The sequence below is a fragment of the Pseudomonas sp. genome (assembly GCF_035554175.1).
In the GTDB taxonomy this organism is placed as follows: Bacteria; Pseudomonadota; Gammaproteobacteria; order Pseudomonadales; family Pseudomonadaceae; genus Aquipseudomonas.
Genome location: NZ_DATMIV010000021.1, coordinates 1 through 20,781 on the forward strand (window position 1 = coordinate 1; position 20,781 = coordinate 20,781).

Below are 20,781 nucleotides of genomic sequence, written 5' to 3' on the forward strand. Positions count from 1 at the left end.
GGACATCGTGCTACTCGCGCCAGTTGTGAGCGAAGCTGGTAGACTCCGCCGCCATTATGATCCGACTTCAGAACCTGACTTTACAGCGTGGCCCGCAACGTCTGCTAGAAGACGCCGAGCTGACCCTGCACGCCGGCCACAAAGCCGGCCTCATCGGCGCCAATGGCGCTGGCAAATCCAGCCTGTTCGCCTTGCTGCGCGGCGAGTTGCACCCGGATTCGGGTGACTGCCTGCTGCCGGCCGACTGGCGCATCGCGCACATGCGCCAGGAGGTCGATACCCTCGAACGCCTGGCGGTCGATTATGTGCTCGATGGCGACCTGCGACTGCGCGAGGTGCAACGCGAGCTTGCCGCCGCCGAGGAGGCCCACGACGGCACCGCCCTGGCCCGACTGCACGCTGAACTCGACAGCGCCGACGGCTATACCGCTGACGCGCGGGCGCGCAAGCTGCTGGCCGGTCTCGGTTTCACCAACGAGCAGATGGATCGTCAGGTAGGCGATTTCTCCGGTGGCTGGAGGATGCGTCTGAATCTGGCGCAGGCTTTGATGTGCCCCTCGGATCTGCTGCTGCTCGACGAGCCGACCAACCACCTGGATCTCGATGCGATCATCTGGCTCGAAGAGTGGCTGAAAAGCTACCCGGGCACCTTGCTGCTGATTTCCCACGACCGTGATTTCCTCGACGAAGTGGTCGATCACGTCGCCCATGTCGATCAGCGCAAACTGACCCTGTACCGTGGCGGCTACACAGCGTTCGAACGCGCCCGTGCCGAGCGTCTGGCCCAGCAGCAACAGGCGTACGAGAAGCAGCAGGCGCAACGTGCGCACATGGAAAGCTACATCGCCCGCTTCAAGGCCCAGGCGACCAAGGCCCGTCAGGCGCAGAGCCGGATCAAAGCCCTTGAACGCATGGAAGAATTGTCGGCGGCCCACGTCGATTCGCCATTCGATTTCGTCTTCCGCGAGTCGACCAGGATCTCCAGCCCGCTGATCGACCTGTCCGATGCGCGCCTCGGTTATGGCGACAAGACCATCCTCGAAAAGGTCAAGCTGCAACTGACCCCCGGTGCGCGGATCGGCCTGCTCGGGCCGAACGGTGCGGGCAAATCGACTCTGATCAAGAACCTCGCCGGCGAGCTCGAACCGCTGGCCGGGCGCCTGACCCGTGGCGAGAACACCGTGGTCGGCTATTTCGCCCAGCATCAGCTCGACTCGCTGGATTCCAAGGCCAGCCCGTTGCTGCACTTGCAGCGCCTGGCGCCGAGTGAGCGGGAGCAGACCCTGCGCGATTTCCTTGGCGGCTTCGACTTCCGTGGTGCGCGCATCGATGAACCGGTGCTGAATTTCTCCGGTGGCGAGAAAGCCCGCCTGGCACTGGCGTTGATCGCTTGGGAACGGCCGAACCTGCTGCTGCTCGACGAACCGACCAACCACCTCGACCTGGAAATGCGCCTGGCGCTGACCATGGCCCTGCAGGAATTCAGCGGCGCGGTACTGGTGGTCTCTCACGATCGGCACTTGCTCAAGAGCACCACCGATAACTTCTATCTGGTCGCCGACGGCAAGGTCGAAGAGTTCGATGGCGATCTCGAAGATTACGCGCGCTGGCTGGTGGAATACCGTCAGCGTAATGCGCCGGTCAGCAATACGCCGGTCAATCCGGACAAGACCGACAAGAAAGCTCAGCGTCAGGCAGCGGCAGCGTTGCGTCAGCAATTGGCGCCGCACAAACGCGAGGCCGACAAGCTTGAAGCCGAACTGGGCAAACTCCACGAGAAACTCGCCAAGGTTGATGCCAGCCTCGGTGACAGCGATATCTACGAGCCGGCGCGCAAGAACGAATTGCGTGATCTGCTGGCAGAACAGGCGAAATTGAAGGTTCGGGAAGCCGAGCTGGAAGAAGCGTGGATGGAAGCGCTGGAAACCCTGGAAAGCATGCAGGCGGAGCTGGAGGCGTTGTCCTGATGGAAGCTTTCAAGCTGCCCTTTTCGGCGGTGTGGGTCGAGCCGATCTGGTTCACCGCGCAGATTCTGCTGATTCTGCTGGCCGGTTACCTGACCCAGCGTTTCGTTGCCAAAGGCCTGACTCGCCTGGGCGAGCGGTATCCGTTCCCGCCGCAGTTGCTGATGCCGCTGCGCGGCGTCTTGCGCTGGTTGATCATGGGCAGCGCGCTGCTCTTCGTGCTGGAGCGCCTCGGCGTTTCGGCCACGGTGCTGTGGACGGCCCTGTCGGGTTTTGTCGCGGTAGCTGCGGTGGCGTTCTTCGCCATGTGGAGCGTGTTATCGAACCTGCTGTGCGCGATTCTGATTTTCACCGTCGGGCCGTTTCGCCTCGGCGATGTGGTTGAGCTGGTGGACACCACCGACAAGCCCGGGGTGAAAGGGCGCGTGGTGGCGATTAATCTGCTTTACACAACATTGGTCGAGGCTGAGGAACTGGGCACCGGCAGCGCCATGGTGCAGGTGCCGAACAGCCTGTTCTTCCAGCGTTCGGTGCGGCGTTGGCGCGGGACGGACGTGTTTCCGTCGAGCGGGTTCGAGAAGTAGATTTTCAAGCAAGACCAAAAGATCGCAGCCTTCGGCAGCTCCTGCAGGGATTCCTGTAGGAGCTGCCGAAGGCTGCGATCTTTTGCTTTTGATTCCAAAGCGCATTAGCTTGAGCGTCTGTCACGATTCAGAGCCGAGGTGTGCGATGGAGCTTCAAACATGGCTGGCATTTTTTGCCGCCTGCTGGGTAATCAGCCTTTCCCCGGGCGCGGGCGCCATCGCGTCGATGTCCAGCGGTCTGCAATACGGATTCTGGCGCGGCTACTGGAACGCGCTGGGCCTGCAGATTGGTCTGGCGGTGCAGATCGCGATTGTCGGAGCGGGCGTCGGCGCTGTGTTGGCCGCTTCGGCCACGGCCTTCCACGCCATCAAATGGTTCGGCGTCGCCTATCTGGTTTATCTGGCGATCAAGCAATGGCGCGCGCAGCCCATGGACATGAGCGATGACGCCGCGTTAAGGCCGATCGGCCGGCCGCTGGCCTTGGTGTTCCGTGGCTTTCTGGTGAACATCAGCAATCCAAAGGCATTGGTGTTTATGCTGGCGGTGTTGCCGCAGTTCATCAATCCTCATGCGCCACTGCTGATCCAGTACGTGGTGATCGCCGCGACCATGATCTTTGTCGACCTGATCGTCATGGCGGGTTACACCGGGCTGGCGTCGAAAGTGCTGCGTTTGTTGCGCACGCCGGAACAGCAGCAGCGCCTGAACCGCACCTTTGCCGGGCTGTTCATCGGTGCGGCGGCGTTTATGGCAACGTTGCGCAAAGCAGCTGCATAAACCGCTCAGGCACAAAAAAGGCGCCCTGTTGCAGGTCGCCTTTTTTGTGCCTGAGACGGGGAAAGCGGGATCGAGCCCTCGTTTCAACGCGGACAAAGCTTGAGGGAAACGTCTGCGAAGTGAACAATATGTAACTTCGCATTTCCATTTGAGATTCGTTCATGACTGCCTCGTCCCGATTGCTGGCCTGGCTGCTGTTCCCGTTATTGTCCCTGAGCAGCTTGCCGCTGCTGGCCGATACCGTGGAAGGCGCGCCGCAAGCGTTGCACCTGCTCGATTACATCAGCGCCGACTACCCGCCGACCGTTGCGGCAGGCAAGGTCGTCGACAACGGCGAATACCGTGAACAGTTGGAGTTCACTCAGGTTCTGCAAGGCTTGATCAGCGCACTGCCGGCCAAACCGGAAAAAGCTGCACTGGAGCAAGGCGTCGAGACGTTGCACGCTGCGATCAGCGCGAAGCAGGACGGCGCCGATGTCGCCCGTCAGGCCCGACAACTGGGGGCGAAACTGGCGGTGGCCTATGAAGTCAGCCAGGCCCCGATCATCACCCCTGACCCAACGCGCGGTGCGCCGCTGTATGCGCAGAACTGCTCGGTGTGTCATGGCGATACAGGGGCCGGTGACGGCCCGGCCGGTGTCGGCCTGACGCCTGCGCCAGCCAACCTGCGCGATGCCGCGCGGATGGATCATCTGAGTCTGTACGCGATCTATAGCACCCTCGGCCAGGGCGTCGAAGGCACCGATATGCCTGCCTTTGCCGATCAGCTCGACGATCGCCAGCGCTGGGATCTGGCTACCTACATCGCCGGTTTCAGCGCCGATGCGGCTGCGGCCAAGTCCGACAGGATCTACAACATTGCCGATCTGGCCCGCCAGACCCCGGCCGAAGTGCAGGCCACTGAAGGCGCAGAGGTCGCGGCGACGTTCCGTGCCCAGCGCGCGCAACCGCCGCAGGTCAAGCGCGGCCCGGCGCAATTGCTCGATTACACCGCCGCCACACTCGACAAAAGTCTCGCGGCGTACCGCGCCGGTGAACATGATCAGGCTTATGACCTGTCAGTGGCAGCGTATCTGGAAGGCTTCGAACTGGTCGAAAGCTCGCTGGACAACGTCGACGCCAACGTGCGCAAGGACACCGAAAAGTCGCTGATGGCTTATAGGCAGTCGTTACAGGATGGTCTCCCGGTGGAGCAGGCCGAGCAGCGTCTGGATGCGGCCAAGGCCAGACTCAAGGACTCCGCGGGCCTGTTGGGTAGCGATGGCCTGAGCTGGTCGCTGAGCTACATATCCGGCCTGCTGATTCTGCTGCGCGAAGGCCTGGAAGCGATTCTGGTGCTGGCAGCGATTCTGGCGTTCCTGCGCAACACCGGCCAACAGTCGGCGGTACGCAGCGTCAACATCGGTTGGGGCCTGGCGTTGCTGGCCGGTTTGGGCACCTGGGCACTGGCGGCGTACGTGATCGATGTCAGCGGTTCCCAGCGCGAGCTGCTGGAGGGCGCCACCGCGCTGTTTGCCAGCGTCATGGTGCTGTGGCTCGGCGTGTGGATGCACGACCGGCGTCACGCGGCGGCCTGGCAGGATTACATCAAGAGCAGTCTGGTCGGCGGCGGTGGGCGTTTCGGCTTTGCGATTCTCGCGTTCTTCTCGGTGTATCGCGAGCTGTTCGAAGTGATCCTGTTTTACGAAACCCTGTGGCTGCAGGCCGGGCCGGCCGGGCACAACGCGGTGCTTGCCGGTGGTGCCACGGCGCTGGTGCTGCTGGTCGGTCTGGCCTGGGTCATTCTGCGCGGTTCGGCGAAACTGCCGCTGACACTGTTCTTCAGTATCAACGCCGCGCTGCTGTGCGCGTTGTCGGTGGTGTTCGCCGGGCATGGCGTGAAGGCCTTGCAGGAAGCCGGAATCTTCGGCACGCGGCCGGTGGCGTTCTTTGAATTCGACTGGCTGGGGATCCATGCCGATGCCTATTCACTGATTGCGCAGGCGGTGGCGATTGTGGCGATTGTTGTGTTGTATGGGCGCAGTTGGGTGGCGGAGAAGCGCCGGGTTTCGGCTGCTTGATGGAGTGATCCCTGAAAAGATCGCAGCCTTCGGCAGCTCCTGCAGGGGCCGTGCATGTCGCAATATCACACCGCGACGCGCACTCTGTAGGAGCTGCCGGAGGCTGCGATCTTCTGCTTTGAAGAGGTTAGAACATGCGTGTATGGATCGATGCCGACGCCTGTCCGCGGGCGGCGAAGGACCTGGTGGTGAAGTTCGCGCTCAAGCGCCGGTTCGAAGTGGTGCTAGTGGCCGGGCAGCCACAGATCAAGCCGGGGCTGGCCATTGTCAAACTGATCGTGGTGCCGAGCGGGCCGGATGCGGCGGATGATTATCTGGTCGAGCACGCGGTGCCGGGCGAGCTGGTGATCTGCAGCGATATCCCGCTGGCCGATCGGCTGGTGAAGAAGGGCGTGGCAGCGCTGGATCCGCGCGGCAAGGAGTTCGATGCGCAGAACATGGGCGAGCGACTGGCGGTGCGTAATCTGTTTACCGATCTGCGGGAGCAGGGCCAGGTCAGCGGCGGCCCGGCACCGTTTGGCAAGCGTGAGAAACAGGCGTTTGCCAATGCTTTGGATCGAATTCTGACCCGGCTCATCCGCAAGCCCTGAAAAGATCGCAGCCTGCGACAGCTCCTACAAGGAGCGGTGCATGTTGCATTATCACGGCGCGACACGGAATCTGTAGGAGCTGCCGAAGGCTGCGATCTTTTGATTTCAGGCGTCGTTTTCGTGGGTCAGTTCGAGCACACGGTCGACCAGTTTGTTGATCCCCGAGGCCGCTTCACTGATGGTCTGCGCCAGCATGTAGGCCGGGGTGGTGACCAGTTTGCGCGCCTTGTCTTCGACGATTTCCGTCACCGCGCATTCCTCGTGGGTGGCGCCCATTTTGTTCATCGCCGCAGCCGTGTCGGCATCGTTGCCGATGGTGCAGGTCACGCCGGGGCCGTAGATTTTTGCCGCCAGTGCCGGGGAGATGCAGATCAGCCCGACCGGTTTGCCCGCTTCGGCAAATGCCTCGGCCAGAGCCAGAACTTCGGGTTGCACGGTGCAGCTGGCGCCTTCGATGGCGAAGTTCGACAGATTCTTCGCCGCACCAAAACCACCCGGTACGATCAGCGCGTCGAAATCCTCGACATCGGCGTCGCGCAGATCCTTGACGTTGCCTCGCGCTATTCGCGCCGATTCCACCAACACGTTGCGCGACTCGGGCATTTCTTCGCCGGTGAGGTGGTTGATCACATGCAATTGCGCGATGTTCGGCGCGAAGCACTGCACCTGCGCGCCGCGCTGGTCCAGGCGCAGCAGGGTGATGACACTTTCCTGGATTTCGGCGCCGTCGTACACGCCACTGCCGGACAGGATCACTGCAACTTTTTTGCTCATGGGGTTCTCTCCAGGTTCATGGCGCTCAATGTCCCCTAAATCGTCGCGCGTTGCCATAGGCTCAGGGTCAGCGACACGCGGGGACAGAGCGCTCTCTCAATGGATCGCAACGAGGGCGGGGTGTTCATTATTTGCCTTGGCGGCCCGTGGCAGCCGTCGGCGCAAAAGCTATTCGGCCGGCGTTTTCGGCTCGGCAGGATTGCCTGATTCGGCCTGACGCAGTTGCTCGGTTTCGGCGGCTTTGGCGATCTGCTCGTCCTGATAGATTTTCTTCGCCAGTTGCGCGTTCTTGAAGCGGCGCCGCAGCCACAGGCCCAGCCCGAGTATCAGCAAGGCACCGAGCACCCACAGCTCATACTTCTTGATGCTGCCGAGCATGCCTTCCAGCACTGCACCGAAGTGATAGGCCGCCGCAGCCAGCGCGGTGGCCCAGATCGCCGCGCCGATGCCGTTGAGCAGCAGATAGCGTCCCGGTGGATAGCCCGACAGGCCGATCGCCACCGGCATCACCGTGCGCAGACCGTAGACGAAGCGGAAGCTCAGGACCCAGATGTCCGGATGCTTGCGAATGTGCTCCAGCGCGCGGTCACCCATCATCTGCCAGCGCGGTTTGCGCGCGAGCAATTTGCGCCCGTGCTTGCGCCCCAGGAAGTACCACAGCTGATCGCCGGCATAACTGCCGAAGAACGCCACGACCACCACCAGGTTGATGTCCATGTATCCACGGAACGCGAGGAAGCCTGCGAGTACCAGGATGGTTTCGCCTTCGAAGAACGTGCCGAGGAACAAGGCAAAGTAGCCAAAGTCATGCAGAAATTGTTGGAGCATTGTCTGGGTGCTGGCGAAATGAACGCGCAGCCTAACCCTTCGGGCACATTCATGAAAGTGTCCAAATGTGTCTCGACGTGAACATTTCCTACACCGACAATGGAATGCGGCTACCTGTCACAGGGCACACATAACTGTCATCTGTTGGTCATAATGGCCGTCTATAACTGTCACGCTCGCCCGTTTGCGCGGGCTCAGGAGTCTGCCGTGAGCTTTACCCCTGCCAATCGTCTGTTCCCTGCCACCCGCTTGCGCCGCAATCGCCGTGATGATTTTTCGCGGCGGCTGGTGCGAGAAAACGTGCTGACGGTCGATGACCTGATCCTGCCGGTGTTCGTGCTCGACGGTGAGAACCGCCGCGAAGCTGTGGCCTCGATGCCGGGCGTGGAGCGGCTGACGATCGATCTGTTGCTTGAAGAAGCTGCGAAGTGGGTCGAGTTGGGTATTCCGGCGCTGGCGCTGTTCCCTGTCACACCACCGCAACTGAAATCCCTTGATGCCGCCGAAGCGTGGAATCCCCAAGGCATTGCCCAGCGCGCCACCCGCGCGTTGCGTGAGCGCTTCCCTGAACTGGGCGTAATCACCGACGTGGCCCTGGATCCGTTCACCACCCACGGTCAGGACGGCATCCTCGACGAAGACGGCTACGTGCAGAACGACATCACTGTCGATGCGCTGGTGCGTCAGGCCTTGTCCCACGCCGAGGCTGGCGCTCAGGTGGTGGCGCCGTCGGACATGATGGACGGCCGCATCCAGGCCATTCGTGAAGCGCTGGAAATCGCCGGCCACGTCAACGTGCGCATCATGGCCTATTCCGCCAAGTACGCCAGCGCCTATTACGGGCCGTTCCGCGATGCGGTGGGGTCGGCGTCGAACCTTGGCAAAGCGAACAAGGCTTCTTATCAGATGGACCCGGCCAACAGCGACGAAGCGCTGCACGAAGTCGGTGCGGACTTGTCCGAAGGCGCAGACATGGTCATGGTCAAGCCGGGCATGCCCTACCTGGACATTCTTTTTCGGGTCAAAGATGCCTTCAAGGTGCCGACCTTCGTCTATCAGGTCAGTGGCGAATACGCCATGCACATGGCCGCGATCCAGAATGGCTGGTTGAGCGAAGCAGTGATTCTCGAATCACTGACCGCCTTTAAACGTGCCGGTGCAGATGGCATCCTGACTTACTTTGCCGTTCGTGCCGCTCAATTGTTACGAGAGCAGAAATAGCCCTCCCAGGAACATTCCATGAATACCGAAGGACTCACTGAAGTTGCCGTAAAAGAAGCTCAGCCGGTGGTCGAGCAAATCACCGAAACCCCGCCGGAACTGGAGCCTGCGCCACCCGCGCCGGTTGCCGAAACCGCCGCGGCGGTGCCGGCGATCGCCATTCCCGGCCTGGATGACAGCAGCCTGTACATCCACCGCGAGCTTTCGCAATTGCAGTTCAACATCCGCGTGCTGGAACAGGCGCTGGACGAGTCCTATCCGTTGCTGGAACGGTTGAAGTTCCTGCTGATCTTCTCCAGCAACCTCGACGAATTCTTTGAGATCCGCGTCGCCGGGCTGAAAAAGCAGATCACCTTCGCCCGTGAACAGGCTGGTGCTGACGGCTTGCAGCCGCATCAGGCGCTGGCGCGGATCAGCGAGCTGGTCCACGGTCACGTCGATCGCCAGTACGCGATCCTCAACGACATCCTCCTGCCCGAGCTGGAAAAGCATCAGGTGCGCTTCATCCGTCGGCGCAACTGGACGACCAAGCTCAAGACCTGGGTACGCCGCTATTTCCGCGACGAAATCGCACCGATCATCACCCCGATCGGCCTCGACCCGACGCACCCGTTCCCGCTGCTGGTGAACAAGAGCCTGAACTTCATCGTCGAGCTCGAAGGCATCGACGCTTTCGGTCGCGACTCCGGTCTGGCAATCATCCCGGCGCCGCGTCTGTTGCCGCGCATCATCAAGGTACCGGAAGAAGTCGGCGGCCCCGGCGACAACTATGTGTTCCTGTCGTCGATGATCCACGCCCATGCCGATGACCTGTTTCAGGGCATGAAGGTAAAAGGCTGCTACCAGTTCCGTCTGACCCGAAACGCCGACCTGGCGCTCGACTCCGAAGATGTCGAAGACCTTGCCCGCGCCCTGCGTGGCGAGTTGTTCTCGCGGCGTTACGGTGACGCGGTGCGCCTGGAAGTCGCCGATACCTGCCCGAAACACCTGTCGGACTACCTGCTCAAGCAGTTCAACCTGAGCGAGACAGAGTTGTATCAGGTCAACGGCCCGGTCAACCTGACGCGACTGTTCAGCATTACCGGTCTGGACAGCCATCCGGAGCTGCAATACACGCCGTTCACTCCGCAGATTCCGAAGTTGCTGCAGAACAGCGAAAACATTTTCAGCGTGGTCAGCAAGCAGGACATCCTCTTGCTGCACCCGTTCGAGTCGTTCACTCCTGTGGTCGACCTGCTGCGCCAGGCCGCGAAAGACCCGCATGTTCTGGCGGTACGCCAGACCCTGTACCGCTCCGGCGCCAATTCCGAGATCGTCGATGCGCTGGTGGACGCCGCGCGTAATGGCAAGGAAGTCACGGCGGTGATCGAGCTGCGCGCGCGCTTCGACGAAGAATCCAACCTGCAACTGGCCAGCCGTCTGCAAGCGGCCGGTGCGGTGGTGATCTACGGTGTGGTCGGCTTCAAGACCCACGCCAAGATGATGCTGATCTTGCGTCGTGAGGCTGGCGAGATCGTCCGTTACGCGCACCTCGGCACTGGCAACTACCACGCCGGCAACGCCAAGCTTTACACTGACTACAGCCTGCTGACCTCGGACGACGCGTTGTGCGAAGACGTCGGCAAACTGTTCAGCCAGTTGATCGGCATGGGCAAGACGCTGCGCATGAAAAAGCTGCTGCATGCGCCGTTCACCCTGAAGAAAGGCATGCTCGACATGATTGCCCGCGAAACCCAGTTCGCCCTCGAAGGCAAACCGGCGCACATCATTGCCAAGTTCAACTCGCTGACCGATCCGAAGATCATCCGCGCGCTGTACAAGGCCAGCCAGTCGGGCGTACGCATCGATCTGGTGGTGCGCGGCATGTGCTGCCTGCGTCCGGGCATCGCCGGGGTCTCGCACAACATTCACGTGCGCTCGATCATCGGTCGCTTCCTCGAACACACGCGGGTGTTCTATTTCCTCAATGGCGGCGATGAACAGATGTTCCTCTCCAGCGCCGACTGGATGGAGCGCAACCTCGATAAACGCGTGGAGACCTGCTTCCCGGTGGAGGGCAAGAAGTTGCTGACCCGGGTGAAGAAAGAGCTGGAGTTGTACCTGACCGACAACACCCACAGCTGGAGTCTGCAGTCGGACGGCCGCTACATCCGCAACACACCGACCGGCAACCAGAACCCGCGCAGTGCGCAGGCGACATTGCTCGAGCGGTTGGGCAGCCCGATTTTGCCGGTGAGCAGCTGACCCTCAGCCCAATAAAAAGGCGATCCCTCGGGATCGCCTTTTTTGTGCCTGGAATGCCCTGTAGCAGCTGTCGAGTGCAACGAGGCTGCGATCTTTTAATCTTGATCTTAAAAAATCAAAAGATCGCAGCCTCGTTGCACTCGACAGCTCCTACAGGGGAGATCAGTGAACGGTGAGGACAATCCCCACCCGCGCCAGCCACTCCGCCTCAAGCGCAAAATCCGCCTGGGTCAGCTGGTTTTCCTCGAGCCAGTTTTCGGGGAATTCCACGTCCAGGCTGTCGCCGTTGGCGTGCAGCGCCACCTGCGGCATCGCCTGGGTTCCGCGGATATGGTGAAACAGAATCGCGAACCGCAGCAGCACACACAGACGAATCAGCTTGATGCCGTCATCACCGAACTCGGCGAATTTGTCCTTGGGAATGTTTCGGCGGTGGCCGCGCACCAATAGCGCGAGCATCTGCTGGTCCTCGCGGGAAAAACCGGCAAGGTCCGAGTGCTCGATCAGGTAGGCACCGTGCTTGTGGTAGTGATAGTGAGCGATGTCGAGGCCGACTTCGTGCACTTTCGCCGCCCAGCCGAGCAGTTCGCGCCAGATGCCGTCGTCCAGCTCCCAGTCCACAGCGACCTGATCGAACGCGTGCAAGGCTTTGCGCTCGACCCGCGCTGCCTGTTCCAGATCAACGTGATAGCGCTCCATCAGCGACGTCAGGGTGCGCTCGCGTACGTCTTCGTGATGATGGCGACCGAGCAGATCATAGAGCACGCCTTCGCGCAGTGCGCCCTCGCAGTGATCCATGCGTTGCAGTTCGAGGGCGTCGAAGATTGCCTCAAGAATCGCCAGGCCCGCCGGGAAAATTGCCCGGCGATCAGGCTTGATGCCTTCGAAATCGATCTTGTCGGCGTCGCCCAGCTTGAACAGCTTGCGCTTGAGCCAGGCCAGGCCTTCGGCGTTGACTTCGCCGTTGCCATGGCCGCCAGCCTTAAGCGCCAGGCCGATGGCGCGGATGGTGCCCGAGGAGCCGATGGCTTCATCCCAGGTCAGGCGATGCAGGGCGTGCTCGATGCTCATGATCTCCAGTCGCGCTGCGGTATAAGCCTGGGCGTAGCGGGCCGGAGTGATCTTGCCGTCCTTGAAGTAGCGTTGGGTGAAACTCACGCAGCCCATTTGCAGGCTTTCGCGCAGCAACGGCTCGAAGCGCTGGCCGATGATGAATTCGGTACTGCCGCCGCCGATGTCGGCGACCAGACGTTTGCCCGGAGTGTCGGCGAGGGTGTGCGATACGCCGAGGTAAATCAGCCGCGCTTCTTCACGGCCGGAAATGACTTCGACGGTATGGCCGAGGATTTCCTCGGCGCGGCGGATGAACTCGCCACGGTTGCGTGCTTCGCGCAGGGCGTTGGTGCCGACGATGCGCACAGCGCCCAGTGGCATACCGTTGATCAGTTGGGCAAAGCGTTTGAGACAATCGAGGCCGCGCTGCATCGATTCCTCGTTGAGCTGACGCGCATCATCGATGCCAGCGGCCAGTTGGACTTTTTCGCCGAGGCGCTCAAGGATGCGGATTTCGCCATTCCGGGCCTTGGCCACGACCATATGAAAGCTGTTGGAGCCCAAGTCGATTGCGGCGATCAGGGACAGATTCTTGGCTTGGGATTGCGGCATGGTCTGGTGGTCTCGGTCGATAACCCCGACATCGTGCCACGATCAAACGCTGGCGCCAACGCGCATGGCGCAATGCCTTGATTCAGTGCATAACCTTGAGGCTGCGGCGCGGCCATTCGCGAGCAAGCTCGCTTCCACAGGTGAGCGCATTCCAATGTGGGAGCGAGCTTGCTCGCGAAGAGGGCATCACTGCCTCAGAAGATCTTCAGGCTGTCGCTTCCACCGTGCCAATAAAGTTCGCCAGCTCCGCCGTCTGCGGATTGGCAAACAGCACCTTCGGATCGCCCACCTCGTGCACCTTGCCATGGTGCATGAACACCAGTTTATCGCCGACTTCCCGGGCAAAGCGCATCTCGTGGGTGACCATGATCAGCGTCATGCCTTCACGGGCCAGTTGCCGCACGACGCTGAGCACTTCATTGACCAGCTCCGGGTCCAGCGCCGAGGTGATCTCATCGCACAGCAACACTTTCGGCGACATCGCCAATGCCCGGGCAATCGCCACGCGCTGCTGCTGGCCACCGGACAAGCGATCCGGGAAGGCATCGAATTTTTCCCCGAGCCCGACCCGCTCCAGCATTGCCCGCGCCAGCTCCGCCGCCTTGGCCTTGGGCACTTTCTGTACCACCTGCGGCGCGAGCATGACGTTCTCGCCGACCGTCAGGTGCGGGAACAGGTTGAACTGCTGAAAGACCATGCCGACTTTCTGCCGCAGGCTGCGCAGATCGGCGCGGGCGGCGTCGAGGTATTCGCCATCGACTTCGATCACGCCGTCGTTGATCGATTCCAGGCCATTGAGGGTGCGCAGCAGAGTCGATTTGCCCGAGCCGCTGCGGCCGATGATCGCTACCACCTGGCCTTCCTCGACGCTCAGGTCGATGCCTTTGAGTACATGGTGATCGCCATAGTATTTATGCAGGGCGGAAATTCTAAGCAGAGGCATGCAGTCTCCTTTCCAGGTAGCGCGCACTGAGGGACAAGGGGTAGCAGAGCAGGAAGTAGCCGAGGGCGACGAGACCGTAGACCATGAACGGTTCGAAGGTGGCATTGGCGAGCATGCCGCCGGTCTTGGTCAGTTCGGTGAAACCGATGATCGAGGTCACCGCCGTGCCTTTGACCACTTGCACCGAGAAGCCCACGGTCGGCGCTATGGCGATGCGCAACGCTTGCGGCAGGATCACGTAGCGCAGCTGTTCGAGCGGATTGAGTGCCAGACTCGACGAGGCTTCCCACTGACCATTCGGTATCGCCTCGACGCAGCCGCGCCAGATCTCTGCCAGATAAGCGCTGGTGAACAAGGTCAAAGCGATCGCGGCGGCCATCCACGGCGAGATTTCGAGTCCGGCCAGTGCGACGCCGAAGAACACCAGAAACAGCTGCATCAATAATGGTGTGCCTTGAAACAACTCGATCCAGGTGCGGGCGATGCTGCTTGGCAACGTATTTTTCGAAATGCGCAGCACCAGAATCAGCAGGCCAACGAGACCGCCGCCAATGAACGCCACCAGCGACAGCGCCAGCGTCCACTGCAGACCCGTGAGCAGGTTGCGCAGGATGTCCCAGAAGGTGAAATCGCTCATTGGCTGCTCCTTGCAATGAACCGGCGGCCAAACCAATTGAGCAACTGACGGATCAGCAGCGCCATGCACAGGTAGATCAGCGTGGTCAGCGCGTAGGTTTCAAAGGCGCGGAAGTTGCGCGACTGAATGAAGTTGGCGGCGAAGCTCAATTCTTCCGTGGCGATCTGCGAACACACTGCCGAACCGAGCATGACGATGATGATCTGGCTGCTCAGCGCCGGCCAGACCTTGCCCAGCGCGGGCAGCAGCACGACGTGGCGGAACGCTTCGAAACGCGTCATCGCCAGTGCCGCAGCCGCTTCCAGTTGCCCGCGTGCAATTGCCTGGATGCCGGCGCGAATGATCTCGGTCGAATAGGCGCCAAGGTTGATCACCATCGCCAGCACCGCCGCCTGCCACTCGGAAATCTGCACGCCCAGCGACGGCAGGCCGAAGAAGATGAAGAACAGTTGCACCAGAAACGGCGTGTTGCGGATCAACTCGACGTAGACGCCGAAGATCGCCGAGAACGGACGGATGTGCCACGCCCGCACCAACGCCCCGACAATGCCCACGCCCACTCCGAGCAGAGCGCCGATGGCAGTCAGCTCAAGGGTGAACAGCGCGCCGCGCAACAGCACGTCGGTGTTTTCCACCACCGGCAGGAAATCGAACTGATAAGCCATGAAAGTCTCCCGCGCAGTCGATCAGAGGTCGGCCGGCAGCGGCTCTTTCAGCCAGGTCTGCGAATTCTTTTCCAGCGCACCGTCAGCCTTGGCCGTAGTCAGGATGTCGTTGACCCTGGCCAGCAAGGCCGCTTCGTTCTTGTTCACACCCACGTAGACCGGAGAATCCTTGAGCTTCACTTTCAGCGCCGGCACGCGCTTCGGGTTCTTCTCGCTGATCGCCACCATCACCACATTGCCGCTGGCAATCAGATCGACCTGCCCCGCGAGGTAAGCGGCGATGGTCGAGTTGTTGTCCTCGAAGCGCTTGATGGTTGCGCCTTCGGGGGCGACCTTGCTCAATTCGATGTCTTCGATGGCGCCACGGGTGACGCTGATGGTCTTGCCCTTGAGGTCGTCGAGACTGCTGATGGCGGCGTCTGGCGGGCCGAACACGGCAAGGTAGAACGGCGCGTAGGCGCGGGAGAAATCGATGACTTTCTCGCGCTCGGCGTTTTTGCCGAGGCTGGAAATCACCAGATCGACCTTGCCGGTGGTGAGGAACGGGATACGGTTGGTGCTGTTAACCGGAGTCAGCTCGAGTTTGACCTTGAGCTGGTCTGCGAGCAGTTTCGCCGTGTCGATATCCAGTCCACGGGGTTTCATGTCCGGGCCGACCGAGCCGAATGGCGGGAAGTCCTGGGGCACGGCGACTTTCAGCGTGCCGCGTTTGACCACATCATCCAGACCGTCGGCGTGTGCGGGAGTCTGGCACAGCAGCAGGCCGGCAAACAGGGAAGCGAGGAGGGCGCTGTAACGCTGGGTCATGGACAATCTCCGGATCGGCGGGAAGTGATAACTGCGATCGGACAGAGCACGGGCCGTGCCAAGAGCCGGAATCCGTCTCGGCAGGCCGCGGTATCAGCGGCTTCGTTCGGTCTTACTGGTCTGAACAGTCAACCCGCTTTTCGCACTGCGATGGCGCATCGGTCACGCGCGCCGAACCCCGCTGGGGCACGACTTGCCGGACTCGGAGAATAGCTTTACAACTAGCCGCACCCTGGCCCTGACGCGTCCGCTCACCATGAATTCGATCTCCCGCGCCGTACCCGAAGTGGCGCTGCAAGCGATCCGCAAACTGATCACCGAACAGGGCTTCGGCGCCGGCGATGCCTTGCCTTCGCAACGGGATCTGGCACTGCAACTGGGCGTCAGTCGGGCATCGTTGCGTGAAGCGCTGTCGTCGCTGAGCGCATTGGGCGTGGTCAGCATTCAGCCGGGCAAGGGCGTGTTCGTGCAGGCGCCGGTCGAGCTGCCACATGGCGAAGCGCCGGGTTGGCCGTTTGCGGCGCAAGCGTCGCCGCTGGACATCTTCCAGTTGCGCTATGCACTGGAGGGCTTTGCCGCCGGCCTTGCAGCAACCACGTTGAGTACTTTTGATCTGGACGCTCTGGAGGACAATGTCGCGGCGATGCGCGAGCAATTGCGCGGCGGCGACTTCGAAGCGGCGGCGAAACTCGACTTTGAATTCCATCGGCGCATTCTGCTGGCCAGCGGCAATCAGGCGATGCTGAGCATCCTCACCGCCAGCGCCGAAATCTTCCTCGAAAGCCAGAAACTACCGTTCATCCGCGCCGAGCGCGCCATGGAAACCTGGCAGGAACACCGCAAGATTCTCCGCGCACTGGCGCGCCGCGCATCGGGTGCTGCGCAGAAAGCCATGCAGGAACACGTGCGCAACGCGGCCCTGCGCACCGGTATCGCCTTCATTGCTCCCGCTACGGCTTGACTTGCGCCATACCCAAACTCATCAAGGGCCATAGCAACACTCAATCATCTGCGGCTTCCTGAACAAGGGAAGGGCGGCTATGATGGGCCACGTTTTTTTGCTTACAACCTGGAGAATTCCATGAGCAGCGATCTGATCAAACACGTTAGCGACGCTAGCTTCGAAGCCGACGTACTCAAGGCCGAAGGCGCTGTCCTGGTCGACTACTGGGCTGAATGGTGCGGCCCTTGCAAAATGATCGCACCGGTTCTGGACGAGATTGCCGAGACCTACAAAGGCAAGCTGACCGTCGCCAAACTGAACATCGACGAAAACCAGGAAACCCCGGCCAAGCATGGCGTGCGTGGTATCCCTACGCTGATGCTGTTCAAGAACGGCAACGTTGAAGCGACCAAGGTCGGCGCACTGTCGAAGTCGCAACTGGCGGCTTTCCTCGACGCCAACATCTGAGCGTCGCAGTAAAACGCTGAAAAAAAGCCCCGCAATTCGCGGGGCTTTTTGCGTATTCAGGGCTAGACGCTCCGAAACTCAGGTGGTACATTCGGCCCCGCACTGGTTTCTCCAATGCCCCCTGCTAGCCGTCGCCGACGCACTCCTTTTCGAATTAGTTCGCGATCCTGTCGCCTTCTCCGCGGCGCGGCCTCATTAAGCCAAAAGCTTAATTTCCCCCCTCCATAAATGATTACGTCATTCCTATATGAATCTGACTGAACTCAAGCAAAAGCCGATTACCGAACTGCTCGAATTGGCCGAACAGATGGGCATAGAAAATATGGCCCGTTCGCGCAAGCAGGACGTGATTTTCTCCCTGCTCAAAAAGCACGCGAAAAGCGGCGAGGAAATCTCCGGTGATGGCGTGCTGGAGATTCTCCAGGACGGCTTCGGCTTCCTGCGCTCCGCAGACGCTTCCTACCTCGCCGGCCCTGACGACATCTATGTCTCGCCGAGCCAGATCCGCCGCTTCAACTTGCGCACCGGTGACACCATCGTTGGCAAGATTCGCCCTCCAAAGGAAGGCGAGCGGTATTTCGCCCTGCTCAAGGTCGACACGATCAACTTCGATCGTCCGGAGAACGCGAAAAACAAGATTCTCTTCGAGAACCTGACTCCGCTGTTCCCCACCGTGCGTATGAAGATGGAAGCCGGTAACGGTTCCACCGAAGACCTGACCGGTCGCGTGATTGACTTGTGCGCGCCGATCGGCAAAGGCCAGCGTGGTCTGATCGTGGCACCGCCAAAAGCCGGTAAAACGATCATGCTGCAGAACATCGCAGCGAACATCGCCCGTAACAACCCTGAAGTTCACCTGATCGTACTGCTGATCGACGAGCGTCCGGAAGAAGTGACCGAAATGCAGCGCACCGTGCGCGGCGAAGTGGTGGCCTCGACCTTCGACGAGCCGCCGACCCGTCACGTGCAGGTCGCCGAAATGGTGATCGAGAAGGCCAAGCGCCTGGTCGAACACAAGAAAGACGTGGTAATCCTGCTCGACTCCATTACCCGTCTGGCCCGTGCCTACAACACCGTGATCCCGAGCTCCGGCAAGGTCCTGACCGGTGGTGTCGATGCCCACGCCCTGGAGAAACCGAAGCGTTTCTTCGGTGCCGCGCGCAACATCGAAGAAGGCGGCTCGCTGACCATTATCGCCACCGCGCTGGTTGAAACCGGCTCGAAGATGGACGAAGTGATCTACGAAGAGTTCAAGGGTACCGGCAACATGGAGCTGCCTCTGGATCGCAAGATCGCCGAGAAGCGTGTGTTCCCGGCCATCAACATCAACCGTTCCGGCACCCGTCGCGAAGAGTTGCTGACTGCCGACGACGAACTGCAGCGCATGTGGATCCTGCGCAAGCTGCTGCACCCGATGGACGAAGTCGCTGCCATCGAGTTCCTCGTCGACAAGCTGAAAACGACCAAGACCAACGACGAGTTCTTCTTGTCGATGAAGCGCAAGTAATATTTTGCGCTGTAAAAAAGGCGTCCCGCGAGGGGCGCTTTTTTTTGCCCGCGATTATTTGTATCTGGATTGAAGTTTGCGCGGCTGCTAACGTCGCGCCTTCAAGGGATTCTGTATCCAGAACAGGTAAGGTTTTTCATGCACACGTTTGGCAATCGCCGTGATATCGACGGTTTACGCGCGCTCGCGGTTCTTCCCGTCGTGCTGTTTCATTTCGGATTCAATACGTTCAGCGGCGGCTTTGTCGGCGTGGATGTTTTCTTCGTCATCTCCGGGTTTCTGATCACCTCGATCCTGTTTCGCGAAATCAGCGCCCAGCGCTTCAGTTTTCTCGATTTCTGGGGCCGCCGCGCCCGGCGCATCCTGCCGGCATTGACACTGGTCGTGGTGGTCACCCTTGCGCTGGGCTGGCTGTTGCTGACCGCCAAGGATCTGTCCGATCTGGGGCGGACTATTCGTTACCAGTCACTGTTCATTTCCAACATCCTGTTCATGCGCGAAGACGGCTACTTCGAGCCGGCGTCGGACCTGAAGCCGTTGCTGCATACCTGGTCTCTGGCCGTGGAAGAGCAGTACTACATCTTCTTCCCGCTGATGATGGTGTTGTTGATGCGTTATGTCCGGCATTGGCGCTGGATGCTGTTCGCCGTTCTGCTGGTGTCGTTCGGGCTGAACATCGTCTACATCGAACGGCGGCCGGAGTTCGCTTTCTTCTCTCTGCCGACCCGCGCCTGGGAATTGCTCTGCGGCGCCATGCTCGCGGTGTTGCCGGCGGCCAGACATGCGCCGCGGCTCTGGGTTCGGCAGACGGTCGGTCTGGGCGGACTGGCGGCGGTGCTGCTGGCGGTGTTCACCTTTGACAAGTCCACAGTGTTTCCCGGTTGGGCGGCCCTGCTGCCGGTACTGGGTACCACGGCACTGATCTGGTCGGGCGCACGCGGCCCGACCGTGGCTGGTCAATTGCTAAGCCTGCGGCCGATGGTATGGATCGGCCTGTTGTCCTACTCGCTGTACCTGTGGCACTGGCCGATCTACGTGTATGCCAACGCCATTTCCATCGACGGCATCCAGCCTCTTGAAGCGCTTGGCTGGATTGCTCTGGCGGTCGCCCTGGCGTGGCTGAGTCTGCGCTTGGTCGAATTGCCGTTTCGCGAGAAGCGCGTGTTCGCCAGTCGTAACTCTGTGCTGGTGGGCGGCCTGGTGTCGATCGCCGTTCTGGCGGTGGTCGGTTCGGCCATCCGTTCGGCGGACGGTGTGCCCGAGCGCCTGAGCGGCAAGGCTCTGGAATATGCCCAGTCTCAGGAATGGAACGCCGGGCAGATGCAATGCATGCACATGAGCAAGGACAAGACCCTGGACAAGGCGTGTCGCGTGGGCGGCGATCAGAAAATTGCGCCGACGAAAATGTTCTGGGGCGACAGCCATACCGCTGCGCTGCTGCCCGCCATCGAAGGCAATAGCCAGCGTGACGGCCAGCCGGTCTGGCTGTACAGCCTGACCGGATGCCCACCGATCATCGACGACGCCCTGCGCGCGCAGTGCAAGCAATTCAACCAGCGCAATATGCAATTGGTCCGCGATCTGGGCATCAAGGATGTGGTCCTGGCGGCAAACTGGAGCCTGTACGTCTACGGGCGTGAGGACGGGGACGGCGACAAGCAGTTCCTGCTCGACCCTTCACGCGATGTTGCGCAATCGGAGAAGCGCATGGCAGCGGCGATCAAGGCTCAGGTCAGCGAATTGCGCGAGGCCGGCGTGCGGGTCTGGCTATTCAAGGAAGTGCCGCTGCAGCACAAGAGTTACATCAGCCGTTTGACCAGTCTGGCGCGTATTGGCCGCTCGGCCGAAGGATTGGGGCGCCCGCTCAGTGAGCATCTGGCTCGCCAGCAGTTTTTCACTGAACTGTTCAGTTCGATGAATGCTGCCGATCCCGGCGTGCACGTCATCGACCCGACGCCGCTGATGTGCAAGGACGGTCTGTGCATGATCGATGTCGACGGCCATTCGCAGTACAAGGACGCCGACCATCTTTCCGACGCCGGCAGCGCCAGACTCAGTCCGCTGTTTGCGCCGATGCTGCTGGGTGCGAGCCACAATTGAGCG

General features: G+C 60.9%; 18 protein-coding genes. 11 read left to right on the forward strand and 7 right to left on the reverse strand.

The window, feature by feature from the left end; all coding sequences use genetic code 11:
* The first annotated feature begins 56 nt into the window (after positions 1–56).
* The 5 genes from VNV36_RS10740 to VNV36_RS10760 all read left to right on the forward strand — a co-directional run bounded on the left by VNV36_RS10740 (position 57) and on the right by VNV36_RS10760 (position 5,976).
* Complete coding sequence (locus tag VNV36_RS10740; RefSeq protein WP_325717740.1) at positions 57–1,967, forward strand: ATP-binding cassette domain-containing protein; 1,911 nt, start codon at positions 57–59, stop codon at positions 1,965–1,967.
* On the forward strand, positions 1,967–2,548 hold the full coding sequence (locus VNV36_RS10745) for a mechanosensitive ion channel domain-containing protein (protein ID WP_325717741.1): 582 nt from the start codon (positions 1,967–1,969) through the stop codon (positions 2,546–2,548). Before VNV36_RS10740 ends, VNV36_RS10745 begins: the two co-directional genes overlap by 1 nt.
* Positions 2,549–2,693: 145 nt before the next feature.
* Entirely contained in the window at positions 2,694–3,326 is a 633-nt protein-coding gene (locus VNV36_RS10750; RefSeq protein WP_325717742.1) for a LysE family transporter, read from the forward strand.
* 161 nt (positions 3,327–3,487) lie between these two features.
* Positions 3,488–5,386, forward strand: a complete 1,899-nt coding sequence (locus VNV36_RS10755; RefSeq protein ID WP_325717743.1) for an FTR1 family protein — start codon at positions 3,488–3,490, stop codon at positions 5,384–5,386.
* Between the two features lie 134 nt (positions 5,387–5,520).
* Positions 5,521–5,976 carry a YaiI/YqxD family protein gene (locus VNV36_RS10760; protein ID WP_325717744.1) on the forward strand — a complete coding sequence of 152 codons (456 nt, stop codon included), beginning with the start codon at positions 5,521–5,523 and terminating at the stop codon, positions 5,974–5,976.
* Between the two features lie 105 nt (positions 5,977–6,081).
* Here VNV36_RS10760 and elbB read toward each other — a convergent pair whose 3' ends face one another.
* Positions 6,082–6,750 (reverse strand): isoprenoid biosynthesis glyoxalase ElbB, encoded by a 669-nt coding sequence (elbB, locus tag VNV36_RS10765; RefSeq protein ID WP_325717745.1) that lies wholly within the window; start codon positions 6,748–6,750, stop codon positions 6,082–6,084.
* Positions 6,751–6,918: 168 nt separating this feature from the next.
* Entirely contained in the window at positions 6,919–7,578 is a 660-nt protein-coding gene (locus VNV36_RS10770; protein ID WP_325717746.1) for a DedA family protein, read from the reverse strand.
* Between the two features lie 207 nt (positions 7,579–7,785).
* On the opposite strand from VNV36_RS10770, the gene hemB reads away from it, so the two are divergent.
* Entirely contained in the window at positions 7,786–8,799 is a 1,014-nt protein-coding gene (hemB, locus tag VNV36_RS10775; protein WP_325717747.1) for a porphobilinogen synthase, read from the forward strand.
* An 18-nt stretch (positions 8,800–8,817) separates the two neighbouring features.
* Positions 8,818–11,043, forward strand: a complete 2,226-nt coding sequence (gene ppk1, locus VNV36_RS10780) for a polyphosphate kinase 1 (protein ID WP_325717748.1) — start codon at positions 8,818–8,820, stop codon at positions 11,041–11,043.
* 162 nt (positions 11,044–11,205) lie between these two features.
* Here ppk1 and ppx read toward each other — a convergent pair whose 3' ends face one another.
* The 5 genes from ppx to VNV36_RS10805 form a co-directional block, all read right to left on the reverse strand.
* A complete protein-coding gene (gene ppx / locus VNV36_RS10785; protein ID WP_325717749.1) occupies positions 11,206–12,708 on the reverse strand; it encodes an exopolyphosphatase in 1,503 nt (500 codons plus the stop codon).
* A gap of 205 nt (positions 12,709–12,913) precedes the next feature.
* On the reverse strand, positions 12,914–13,651 hold the full coding sequence (locus tag VNV36_RS10790; RefSeq protein ID WP_129396004.1) for an amino acid ABC transporter ATP-binding protein: 738 nt from the start codon (positions 13,649–13,651) through the stop codon (positions 12,914–12,916).
* Positions 13,638–14,288, reverse strand: coding sequence for an amino acid ABC transporter permease (locus tag VNV36_RS10795; protein WP_325717750.1), 651 nt, complete (start codon positions 14,286–14,288; stop codon positions 13,638–13,640). The genes VNV36_RS10790 and VNV36_RS10795 overlap by 14 nt, the downstream gene beginning before the upstream one ends.
* The gene (locus tag VNV36_RS10800; RefSeq protein ID WP_325717751.1) at positions 14,285–14,953 is read right to left on the reverse strand and encodes an amino acid ABC transporter permease; all 669 of its coding nucleotides are present in this window, start codon (positions 14,951–14,953) and stop codon (positions 14,285–14,287) included. Before VNV36_RS10800 ends, VNV36_RS10795 begins: the two co-directional genes overlap by 4 nt.
* A 21-nt stretch (positions 14,954–14,974) precedes the next feature.
* Positions 14,975–15,760, reverse strand: coding sequence for a transporter substrate-binding domain-containing protein (locus VNV36_RS10805; protein ID WP_325717752.1), 786 nt, complete (start codon positions 15,758–15,760; stop codon positions 14,975–14,977).
* A gap of 256 nt (positions 15,761–16,016) precedes the next feature.
* Here VNV36_RS10805 and VNV36_RS10810 point away from each other — a divergent pair, with 256 nt between their 5' ends.
* The 4 genes from VNV36_RS10810 (at position 16,017) to VNV36_RS10825 (ending at position 20,778) form a co-directional block, all read left to right on the forward strand.
* Entirely contained in the window at positions 16,017–16,721 is a 705-nt protein-coding gene (locus tag VNV36_RS10810; protein ID WP_325717753.1) for a FadR/GntR family transcriptional regulator, read from the forward strand.
* 120 nt (positions 16,722–16,841) lie between these two features.
* Entirely contained in the window at positions 16,842–17,171 is a 330-nt protein-coding gene (gene trxA, locus VNV36_RS10815; protein ID WP_003206727.1) for a thioredoxin TrxA, read from the forward strand.
* Positions 17,172–17,418: 247 nt separating this feature from the next.
* Positions 17,419–18,678 carry a transcription termination factor Rho gene (gene rho / locus VNV36_RS10820; protein ID WP_003229334.1) on the forward strand — a complete coding sequence of 420 codons (1,260 nt, stop codon included), beginning with the start codon at positions 17,419–17,421 and terminating at the stop codon, positions 18,676–18,678.
* 138 nt (positions 18,679–18,816) lie between these two features.
* Complete coding sequence (locus VNV36_RS10825; protein ID WP_325717754.1) at positions 18,817–20,778, forward strand: acyltransferase family protein; 1,962 nt, start codon at positions 18,817–18,819, stop codon at positions 20,776–20,778.
* The last annotated feature ends 3 nt before the right edge of the window (positions 20,779–20,781 follow it).

Excerpts from the sequence above, each read along its gene's own strand:
- VNV36_RS10740 (WP_325717740.1), top strand. The coding sequence starts at position 57 with ATGATCCGACTTCAGAACCTGACTTTACAGCGTGGCCCGCAACGTCTG.
- VNV36_RS10745 (WP_325717741.1), top strand. The coding sequence starts at position 1,967 with ATGGAAGCTTTCAAGCTGCCCTTTTCGGCGGTGTGGGTCGAGCCGATC.
- VNV36_RS10750 (WP_325717742.1), top strand. The coding sequence starts at position 2,694 with ATGGAGCTTCAAACATGGCTGGCATTTTTTGCCGCCTGCTGGGTAATC.
- VNV36_RS10755 (WP_325717743.1), top strand. The coding sequence starts at position 3,488 with ATGACTGCCTCGTCCCGATTGCTGGCCTGGCTGCTGTTCCCGTTATTG.
- VNV36_RS10760 (WP_325717744.1), top strand. The coding sequence starts at position 5,521 with ATGCGTGTATGGATCGATGCCGACGCCTGTCCGCGGGCGGCGAAGGAC.
- elbB (WP_325717745.1), bottom strand. The coding sequence starts at position 6,750 with ATGAGCAAAAAAGTTGCAGTGATCCTGTCCGGCAGTGGCGTGTACGAC.
- VNV36_RS10770 (WP_325717746.1), bottom strand. The coding sequence starts at position 7,578 with ATGCTCCAACAATTTCTGCATGACTTTGGCTACTTTGCCTTGTTCCTC.
- ppk1 (WP_325717748.1), top strand. The coding sequence starts at position 8,818 with ATGAATACCGAAGGACTCACTGAAGTTGCCGTAAAAGAAGCTCAGCCG.
- ppx (WP_325717749.1), bottom strand. The coding sequence starts at position 12,708 with ATGCCGCAATCCCAAGCCAAGAATCTGTCCCTGATCGCCGCAATCGAC.
- VNV36_RS10790 (WP_129396004.1), bottom strand. The coding sequence starts at position 13,651 with ATGCCTCTGCTTAGAATTTCCGCCCTGCATAAATACTATGGCGATCAC.
- VNV36_RS10795 (WP_325717750.1), bottom strand. The coding sequence starts at position 14,288 with ATGAGCGATTTCACCTTCTGGGACATCCTGCGCAACCTGCTCACGGGT.
- VNV36_RS10800 (WP_325717751.1), bottom strand. The coding sequence starts at position 14,953 with ATGGCTTATCAGTTCGATTTCCTGCCGGTGGTGGAAAACACCGACGTG.
- VNV36_RS10805 (WP_325717752.1), bottom strand. The coding sequence starts at position 15,760 with ATGACCCAGCGTTACAGCGCCCTCCTCGCTTCCCTGTTTGCCGGCCTG.
- VNV36_RS10810 (WP_325717753.1), top strand. The coding sequence starts at position 16,017 with ATGAATTCGATCTCCCGCGCCGTACCCGAAGTGGCGCTGCAAGCGATC.
- trxA (WP_003206727.1), top strand. The coding sequence starts at position 16,842 with ATGAGCAGCGATCTGATCAAACACGTTAGCGACGCTAGCTTCGAAGCC.
- rho (WP_003229334.1), top strand. The coding sequence starts at position 17,419 with ATGAATCTGACTGAACTCAAGCAAAAGCCGATTACCGAACTGCTCGAA.
- VNV36_RS10825 (WP_325717754.1), top strand. The coding sequence starts at position 18,817 with ATGCACACGTTTGGCAATCGCCGTGATATCGACGGTTTACGCGCGCTC.